Annotated in this window: 7 protein-coding genes and 1 pseudogene; all 8 read right to left on the bottom strand. The window is 37.2% G+C overall.

From position 1 onward, the window contains the following. Nucleotides 1-76: HAD hydrolase family protein (locus tag ACFWE9_RS16650; RefSeq protein WP_377357766.1), on the bottom strand; the 76-nt coding region annotated here is incomplete at its 3' end. A 131-nt stretch (nt 77-207) separates the two neighbouring features. Next, complete coding sequence (locus ACFWE9_RS16645; RefSeq protein WP_230156681.1) at nt 208-990, bottom strand: DeoR/GlpR family DNA-binding transcription regulator; 783 nt, start codon at nt 988-990, stop codon at nt 208-210. A 27-nt stretch (nt 991-1,017) separates the two neighbouring features. Continuing rightward, nucleotides 1,018-2,031: an ABC transporter ATP-binding protein gene (locus tag ACFWE9_RS16640; RefSeq protein WP_377357764.1), complete on the bottom strand. Its 1,014-nt coding sequence runs from the start codon at nt 2,029-2,031 to the stop codon at nt 1,018-1,020. After that, a complete protein-coding gene (locus tag ACFWE9_RS16635) occupies nt 2,031-2,903 on the bottom strand; it encodes an ABC transporter permease (RefSeq protein WP_230156685.1) in 873 nt (290 codons plus the stop codon). Before ACFWE9_RS16635 ends, ACFWE9_RS16640 begins: the two co-directional genes overlap by 1 nt. Then, entirely contained in the window at nt 2,900-3,754 is an 855-nt protein-coding gene (locus tag ACFWE9_RS16630) for an ABC transporter permease (protein WP_230156687.1), read from the bottom strand. The genes ACFWE9_RS16635 and ACFWE9_RS16630 overlap by 4 nt, the downstream gene beginning before the upstream one ends. A gap of 116 nt (nt 3,755-3,870) precedes the next feature. Beyond that, the gene (locus ACFWE9_RS16625) at nt 3,871-4,704 is read right to left on the bottom strand and encodes an alkaline phosphatase family protein (protein ID WP_056523983.1); all 834 of its coding nucleotides are present in this window, start codon (nt 4,702-4,704) and stop codon (nt 3,871-3,873) included. Beyond that, nucleotides 4,694-5,806 (bottom strand): ABC transporter substrate-binding protein, encoded by a 1,113-nt coding sequence (locus ACFWE9_RS16620; protein WP_377357761.1) that lies wholly within the window; start codon nt 5,804-5,806, stop codon nt 4,694-4,696. The genes ACFWE9_RS16625 and ACFWE9_RS16620 overlap by 11 nt, the downstream gene beginning before the upstream one ends. 155 nt (nt 5,807-5,961) lie before the next feature. Further along, nucleotides 5,962-6,362: pseudogene (locus tag ACFWE9_RS16615) on the bottom strand (ATP-binding cassette domain-containing protein); the annotation flags it as partial. Nucleotides 6,363-6,538 lie beyond the last annotated feature (176 nt).

Genomic DNA, 6,538 nt, shown 5'->3' with positions numbered 1-6,538 from the left:
CCTTTATATTATCTTCACTAATTTCATTCTGGTCGTTTAATAATGTTCCGTCTAAATCTATCGCGATGAAACTCATGCTATATAGCCCCTTTTCTCATTCTATCTATTAAAGTCTCTTTCTAGCTTTTATACCTGCTATCAATAAAAATCCAATCAAAAAGAGAGAGAACTCCCTCATCCAGCTCGATATGTCCTTTTATGGATTGACTATGCTTGAATCCAATTGATCTCCTCTAATTTCGAATGATTTCTCCATTCCTCTGGAAATGGTTGCTCGCAGACAATCACATCGACTTTTTCTAGAGGACAAACTTTACTAAATGTGTCGACACCAATTTTAGAGTAATCCGTTAGCAATATAACTTGCTTTGATACCTCGACCATCTTGCGTGAAACTAATGTTTCATGTAAATGATAATTACTAACCCCACTTTGAATAGAAACACCACCAGCTGAAATGAACGCTTTATCAATATTAAATTGATTTAACATTTGTTCAGTGAGACCGCCGCTTATAGATTGATGCTTTGGATCAATTTGTCCTCCTAGTAATAGAATTTGTCCTGTAAACTTATTTTCATTGAGCAATTCGGTTAACACAGACGACACAGGAAGAGAATTGGTTAAAATCGTAATGTCTATTTTATTTTCGATACACTGCGCAAATTCAAGCATGGTTGTCCCTACATCAATGGCAATCACATCTCCGTTAGAAATGAGTTCTACTGCTTTTTTCCCAACCTTAATTTTCGCTTCTTGATTCACCGTTGTACGCTGTGTAAATGGAGGCTCCTCAAATTCAAAGACTGTTTTAATCGCTCCACCGTAAACCCTCTTTAAAAGTCCTTTTTCTTCTAATATCATCAAATCGCGTCGAATCGTTTCCTCTGAAACATTAAATTGATTAACTAATTCCATTACTTTTACTTTTCCCATTTTGTTAAGTTCTTTTAAAATTTCATTCTTTCTTTCTTCTGGCAAAACAGACATATTTCTTCCCCCGTGATCATTAATAATTTATAAAATAATGCATTCTTTCTTCGGTACAAGAATTTGAACACGTGCTCCTTGCTCAAACATTTCCCCTCGGTGGTGAAGATAATCTACAAGGAAAGCGGACTCCTCTGTTTCTACTTCATATCTTAAAACATTCCCTGTCATAGAAACATCTTTAATAAACCCTTTAATTCCCCAGTTCTCTTGTATATCCAAGCTATCCTCACCAACAGAAACTAATTGTAAAACTTCAGGACGAATGGCGACTTCATTCCCTTTTAATTCTGTGCTGCGAACAAGTTTATGGAAAACTTCCATATTACAAACATTATAATTTCCGATAAATTTTGCAACAAATGTATTGACTGGAGAAGTATAAATTTCTGATGGAGAACCGGATTGTACAACTTTTCCTTTATTCATGACAAAAATTCGATCAGACATCGTCATTGCTTCTTCCTGATCATGAGTAACAAAAATTGTTGTAATATCTAATTCTTTCTGTATTCTCTTTAATTCTTTTTGCAAACTTTTTCTAATTTTAGCATCCAATGCGCTTAACGGTTCATCCAAAAGCAGTACTTTTGGCTCCATGACAAGCGCACGGGCAAGAGCAACCCTCTGCTGTTGTCCACCAGATAACTGATGAGGAAACGACTCTTCTTTTCCTATTAAATCAACCATATCAATCATATTTTTTACTTTTGATTTAACATTTTTCACCTTCTTCATTTTAAGGCCGTACGCGATATTGTCAAAAACGGTCATATTCGGGAAAAGTGCATAAGACTGAAATACCATACCGACTTCACGCTGACGCGGTGATAAATTAGTAATATCATGTCCATCAATTAAGATTCTTCCTACATCAACACCTTCAAGCCCCGCAATGGAACGTAATAATGTACTTTTCCCGCATCCGCTTTGCCCAAGAAGTGTAGCAAATTCTCCTTTTTTTAATGTTAAAGAAATGTCATTTAGAACGACTTGATTTTCATACCCCTTGGTCACTTGATCGATGGTTACATAACTCATTACTTTTCACCTTCTATAGCAGTATTTTTATTACAGTATTTTTTTTTAAAAAATGAAAGAATTCGCTTCTTATTTGACCCGACAGGATTTTTTTCGTTTCTAAACGTAAGTTTTAATACAATCCCCGTTAAAAGTAAAATCATTGAATAATAGGTAATAACAATTGCACTTGTTAAGTGACCACTACTGTTTAGTTTGTCGGCAAGATAAATTTGAATGGTTTCAAATCGGCCCCCGACAAGCAAATTAGCAAAAGCAAACTCACTAAATAAAAGAGCGACTGATAATAAGGTAGACACTAAAATACCAGATATAATATTTGGAAACACCACTGTGCGAAACGACTGGAATTTTGTAGCACCGAGTAATTCAGCTGCATCAACAAGCTGCACAGCATTAATCGTACGAAGACTGCTACGAATACCTTGATACATAAATGGCAGAATCGTTATGAAATAGGCACCGATTAAAATCCAAGGTGTTCCGGCAATTTGAATCGGTCCATCTGAATATACCTTGATTAATCCTACAGCTCCAACAATGGGAGGAATTCCATAAGGAAGCATAGCTGCTGCTTGAAGTAATCCTTCCCATTTACTGAAATATACCGTGATGATAAAGATAGTCGGAAGCATAATAACAACACTAAGACCTACAGACATGACAATTAAAAACAGCGTTCGTCGAAAAGCATCATAAAACCGTTCATCTTGAAATAATTCAATATACCAATCCATTGTATAACTCTCAGGTAAAATGGTATGATCCCATTTACCGGCAATCGAGAATAAAAATGTTCCTACAAGCGGAATTAATAAATACATAACTAGTAACCCAACAATCACTTTATGAAAAGTCAATGAAGATTTCATCGTAAATCCCTCCTTATGCGGCGCATCATTCGTTCATTGAACCACATCGCCCCTATCATTGTCGCTGCTAGAAGAACTCCCATCGCACTACCTAGCTGCGGCTTTAATGCAACGTCACTAGCAACTAGAGAGGCAATTTGCAATGACAATAAGTTATAGTTGCTGCCTACTAATGCATAGGCTGTAGCGTAAGCTCCCATCGAATTAGCAAACAAAATACTGAATGTACCTACAATACTAGGTAAAAGAACTGGAATCCCAATGTGAAGCCAAAATGATAATGTTGACCCTCCTAATAATGAAGAAGCTTCTTTCCATTGTTTCTTAATTCCTTGATAAGACGGGTAGATGAGCATAATAGCAAGCGGAATTTGAAAATATATATAAACAAGAATGAGGCCTGTCCATGAATATAAATTAAAATCCGCAAACACATCCCCACCAATCTTTGAAAAAAGCAACGTAAACAACCCATTGTTTCCAAGTAAAATAATAAATGAAAATGAAAGGGGAATCCCCTCAAAGTTCGACGTCATATTGGCAATCATCAGTAAGCGATTTTGTATTTTTTGTGAGAACTTTGTAATCGAATAGGCTGCAATGACTGCTATAATCACAGAAGTTACAGCAGAAAACAAAGAAATGACAAGGCTATTTTGAATGGCTTGTAAGTAAAATTCACTTTTAAATATGGTGATATATTGATCAATCGCAACTTGAATTCCATCGTCTGCATAAAAACTATTTTTAATCATTGCCACTAATGGGCCTATTTCAAATCCAATCACAAACATAATAAATGGCAGTAAAAGAGCTAATAAGTAAATTTTTTGTTTTTTTATTTTTCGCAAGACTTCTCGCTCCTCTTTGTTCTTTAACAATTTAGGAATTGGTTTAACAGTACGTTCGTTAAACCAATTCCCGTCAACTTTCATTCTTCATTTTAAAGTTGAATAGTGTATCTTTATTAAAGGGTATTTTTTCCTTTCAGACCTGGAAATTGATATGAAATCATTTTATTGGACGGCTCAATATTTAAAAGTTCACAAACGAGCGGTGCAAAAGCTAATTGCGGAACTACTTCACTGTAAACACCAGGCTCCACTTTTGGACTCATGATAAAGAGCGGTACATCACGCTCACCATCAGTTATGCCGCCATGGTTGCCATATTCACTCATGCCATGATCAGATGTAATTAAAATGTGGTAACCTTCTTTGATCCAAATTGGCAAAAGTTGTGCCAACAAGCTTCCCATTTTTAAGATTTGTTCACGATATTCTTTCGATTCCGAACCGAAAATTTCTCCTTTTACATCTACACCGAGCGGATGAATATATAAAAAGTGTGGGTCATACTTTCTGCGCAAAGCTTCTGCATCCATTAACACATGACTGTCTGGATAGTCATCATCCCAATAAAATTTTCCATATTGAATCGGCTTAGACTCATCCTCTTGCTCACGATCTTCAATAAAATGGAATGGCGCGCGATTATAAAGTTCGCTTACCCAGTAATAAGATACCGTTCCGTTTCTTAAGCCGTTTTCTTTCGTAAGATGAAAGAGACTTTTCTCAGTAGATAAGCGAACGGCTTGATTGGACGTAATTCCGTTCACTGATGCCGGTGTACCCGTTAGTAACACTTCATATAATGGACGGGAAAGACTTGGGAGTTCCGACTTTACTTTGTAAAGTGCTGCCTGATTTGTTTCAACTAGATGTTGAATAAATCCAAGAGCCTCACATGCTTTATCATATCTCATACCATCAACAATAATTGCTATTACTTTATTTGACATGGACTAACACCTCTTCTTGCCAAAGCTGTGGTAATTTCTTAGCCGTTTCTTCCCAAGCTTTGTAATCTTCAATTGGTTTTGCATTTGTGTACTGTTCTTCTGGAACCATTTTTTCAGCTACTTCTTTCGGTAGTTCTACATCGCGAATTGGACGGGCAAATCCTTTAGCTAAGTTAATTTGTCCTTCATCGCTTAAGATATATTCTCTAGTTGCCATCGCAGCATGCGGATGCTTTGCATTTTTGTTAATAATAGTTGCGTAGCCGCTTACGACTGAACCTTCACGTGGAATGGCGACGTCAAATTGATCGCGGTTAATTTGGTCAGCGTAACCAAGAGCATTGAAATCCCAAACAAGGGCAACTTCCACTTCCCCTTTTTCGATGTTTGCCGGCTTGGCATCAGTTAAGCTGAGGCGGCCTTGCTTGGCAAGCTTAGCAAAATAGTCAATTCCTGGTTGGAGATTTGTTTCATCACCACCGTAAGCCTTTGCGGCAGCAAGAACGGCCATTTGGTTCTGTGTACCACGCTGAACATCTCCAACTGTTACTTTATAATCTCCTTTTAATATGTCATCCCATGATTTTGGCGGGTTATCTACTAATTCTTTATTAGTAAAGAATGCAATCGTTCCTTGGTATCCAACAACCCAATCTCCATTGTCATCTTTTGCCCAGTCAGGTACCTCGTCCCAATAGGAAGTTTTATATGGCATCGTTAATTCTTTTTGTTCCGCGATGGGCCCAAAGGAAACACCTACATCGCCGATATCAGCTGTTGCATTCTTTCCTTCAGATTCCATTTTGGCAATCTCTTCGGCACTGGATAAATCTGTATCATTGTGTTCCAATGTATATTTTTTCATCACTTCATTCCACGTTTCTCCCCAGTTAGCCCATGAATCTGGCATACCCACACTATTAATTGTCCCCTCTTCTTTTGCCTTTGTTTCAATTTCTTTCAGGGTTAACGAACTTGGATCCTTAACAACTGGAGCAGCCTCCTCTTTAGTAGATCCACAAGCAGCTAATCCTAGTACACTCACTCCTAACATCACAGCTTGAATAGACTTGTAACAATTCTTCTTGAATGTGTAATTCATAAAAAGTGCCTCCATTTAATGTGGAATTTTTAATGTTTATTACTGTTTATTACGGTTTAATCATAATCAATCAATATAATCCCCACATTAATCCAATGTTAAGATTTTGTAAATCAGGTCTTTATTTGTCCAATTCATAAGCTTTTATTTTCATACAATTGAAAAGGATAGCTTGTTAATGGTTTCGCGGGATTTGGTAGGTTTACATTTTGCATCGCATCGATGGCAAGCTCCTTAGCTTGTTTTTTATTCAATGAGGTATGAGACCTAATCGATTAAACAAATTGATTGCCAATTGTAAAAACAGGCGTAAATGCATTCATCGGATTTTGCATAATAAAGGCGATGTCCTTGCCTAGAATTTCACGCATTTATCATCTAAGCCATTCAATTCACGTCCATGTATGGTAAATGCGGCCTTCTATTGTCGATGTTTTCCGGTCAAGTAGCTGAAAATGGACATACTTGTAACGGTTTTACCACTACCACTTTCCCCAACAAGACCCAGTCCCTTCCCTTGTTTAAGTTCAAAATTAATATCCTGAACAAGGGGGGACCTAAAGTTACCTGAATGGTAGCTGGCATACGAAATGTAGCCTCGTCCCAGTTAACCCCAAAAGTTAGACACTTCATTTCAATAAGCAGCCTTGAGGGCATGAACCTGGTAATCTACCGGGTCATGCCTTTTAATTTCCTCAGATACCCAACCCCACCATTTTCCGAAAAATGGTA

The sequence above is a fragment of the Peribacillus sp. NPDC060253 genome, assembly GCF_042727425.1.
Classification (GTDB): domain Bacteria; phylum Bacillota; class Bacilli; order Bacillales; family DSM-1321; genus Peribacillus.
Note: the sequence above shows the minus strand (reverse complement) of the source record. Positions and strands in the feature narration are given on the sequence as shown.

Coding starts and splice junctions, on each gene's coding strand:
- ACFWE9_RS16640 (WP_377357764.1), bottom strand. CDS start 2,031: ATGAGTTATGTAACCATCGATCAAGTGACCAAGGGGTATGAAAATCAA.
- ACFWE9_RS16645 (WP_230156681.1), bottom strand. CDS start 990: ATGTCTGTTTTGCCAGAAGAAAGAAAGAATGAAATTTTAAAAGAACTT.
- ACFWE9_RS16620 (WP_377357761.1), bottom strand. CDS start 5,806: ATGAATTACACATTCAAGAAGAATTGTTACAAGTCTATTCAAGCTGTG.
- ACFWE9_RS16625 (WP_056523983.1), bottom strand. CDS start 4,704: ATGTCAAATAAAGTAATAGCAATTATTGTTGATGGTATGAGATATGAT.
- ACFWE9_RS16635 (WP_230156685.1), bottom strand. CDS start 2,903: ATGAAATCTTCATTGACTTTTCATAAAGTGATTGTTGGGTTACTAGTT.